Origin of the sequence: Tropicimonas sp. IMCC6043 (genome assembly GCF_004146235.1) — a bacterium.
GTDB lineage: Bacteria > Pseudomonadota > Alphaproteobacteria > Rhodobacterales > Rhodobacteraceae > Tropicimonas.
Genome location: NZ_SELO01000105.1, coordinates 1 through 2,306, shown reverse-complemented (window position 1 = coordinate 2,306; position 2,306 = coordinate 1). Strand labels below are relative to the sequence as shown.

The 2,306-nt window shown below is 58.6% G+C and carries 1 protein-coding gene and 1 pseudogene; both read left to right on the top strand.

All coding sequences use genetic code 11. The annotated features are described in order from the left end of the window. Positions 1-115 (top strand): annotated as a pseudogene (locus EU800_RS25875) (IS5/IS1182 family transposase); the annotation flags it as partial. Positions 116-610: 495 nt separating this feature from the next. After that, positions 611-2,306, top strand: a 1,696-nt coding sequence (locus tag EU800_RS25870; RefSeq protein ID WP_129636331.1) for a DUF5801 repeats-in-toxin domain-containing protein, incomplete at its 3' end; no start/stop codon positions are given.

Below are 2,306 nucleotides of genomic sequence, written 5' to 3'. Positions count from 1 at the left end.
CTTTGCACGCTTGAAAGATTGGCGGCGCATCGCGACCCGCTACGACAGATGCGGAGACCTGTTCCTGTCGGCCATCTGCATCGCAGCCATCGTCATCTTCTGGCTGCCTAAATGAGTCCTGACCCTAAGGCCTGTTAATAATTCGTTAACTTTTTGATGGATTTTTGGGCGATTTTTGGTTAACGTAAGGTTAATGGAGCGGTGCATGTGCCCTTTCCAACCGACTGCCGGTAGGTGTTTCGGGGAAAGCGCCAAAGCGAAATTCAGCAGGCATGAAGAGCGCACGCTATCTCGTGCAATCCGGACTGTGGTGGGGACCGGACGTATTGTGGCATGAGTTGAGTCTGTAACAGTTCTGAGTGTCAAAGAACGTCCATTGCTGAAACAAGCTTTAGCGCCATCTCCTTTGGAAATGGCCGCGGAATCTTTTTTGCCGCCTGCTCTGTAGCAGCCGACAACTCAAGCCGCGAAATGGGCGATACTTTGAAAGTATCTCCTTATATGGCCTGATTATTCCCTCACGTGATCCTCCGGTGCCTGCGGGTGGCGCAACAACAGTAAAACCAGCTGACGCCACGCTGGCTCGGCAGGGATCCGAAGGGAATAGACCATGGCAATTTCGTTCACACTGAACAACGCTGTAAACAACGATCAGAGCTCCGGTCTCCAGGTTGGCGGCGACGTTGGGCAGACACCCGACACCGATGTCACGGTTGCATCGCTGAACGGTGGCACAACGGAAGCATTCTATGACAGGCTGGTCGCACTTTCCCTTCTCCCGGACGCTTTCGAAAGCGCGGATGACCCGTATTCGGCCGAGGATGTCGGCGCGGCAAGCCAGTTCAACTCGGTGACGGTGGATCCTGACGGAGAGATTAACGCTCTCGGTTTTTCCGGTGTGGGCGGCGCTGCGCTTCCGGTCTACGACCCCTCAGACCCCTCTTTCGATCCAGCAACCTTCGATGAAACAACCGGTGGGGCGACCGGTCTGACGACCACCGATGGCGAGGCGGTTTATCTGTTCCGCGACGTGGATTCCGGCCTTGGCAATCAGATGGTCTATGGGGTCGATTCCAGCGGCGATGTCGTCTTCGTCGTGTTCATGTACCAGAACCTCCAGCCTGATGGCACGATCGAGGTCGACTTCCACATGGTGAGCTTCGAGGGGCTCTATAACGACGATGGCGGCACAGCCGGGACCGACCCTGACCACGAACTCGATCTCGGCGACTTCCTCACGCTTTCGGCTTCGGAAACCATCGTTTTCGATTTCGAGGGGATCCCGGCCGGCAAGAACACCTTCTTCCAGATCGACGGCGGCGCCGTGAGCCTTCTGGTCACCGCGTCGACCGACGTGGGCAACGACGGCGCGGAGATCGTTCTCAACACCTCGGAAGGCAACACCAGCACCGGCAGCCCGACAACCATCGGCTATGACAACAACTGGATCGAGGTGGGCGAAACGGTCGTCTACACCTTCATTACTGCGCCGCAGTCTCCCTATGTCGTGCCGACCCTCGACCAGAACCAGGCCGACGACGAGATCAACATCCTCAACGGCGGCGTCGTCTCGATCGATGGTGGTTCAGTATTCGTCGGAACCGTGGGCGGGAAGGGCGCCAAAAAGGCCTCGCTCACGCTTTCGGCCTATGACACCAACCTGGAGAATGACGGCGCTTTGTTCTTCGAGAGCTTCGCCGACGATACTCTCGTGAACATCACGTCCGTTCGCGTTCTGAACGCGAGCGGGACGGAACTCTTCTCCGGCAGCGTCGACGGGACCTTCGGGACAGACGGAGTCGTCACCTTCAACTCCGTCGACATCGGCGGCGGGGTTTTTGTCCAGACTGTCAGCATCGAGAACGTCCGCGAAAGCTATGTCGTTGAATACACGGCAGATCCGCATGAGCGCCTCTGGATCACGGGTGACGCCGGGCAATGGCGTCTCGCCGGCGGCAGCGTCGACAAGGACGACTCGGATTATGCGAGTGTCGGGTCCAATGTCGTGTTCGACGATGCCGCTCCGTCCTTCGGCGAACAATCGGCCGCGCCGAGCCTGACGGTGGACGAGTCCGACTTCACGACGGATGATTCCGCCGACTTCTCGACTGTGTTCGATCCGCAGTTTGGAACGGATGGCTTCAAGGATGCCGACGACAATGACGTCGAGGACGACGACGCGGTGACCTATGCGCTGAACGTGGTCGGCGGGCCCGACGTCGATTCCGGGCTGGTCGACACGCTGACCAACGAGAGCGTGGTGCTCAACCTGGTCGGCGGCGTCGTGATCGGCTCCTCGGCGACCG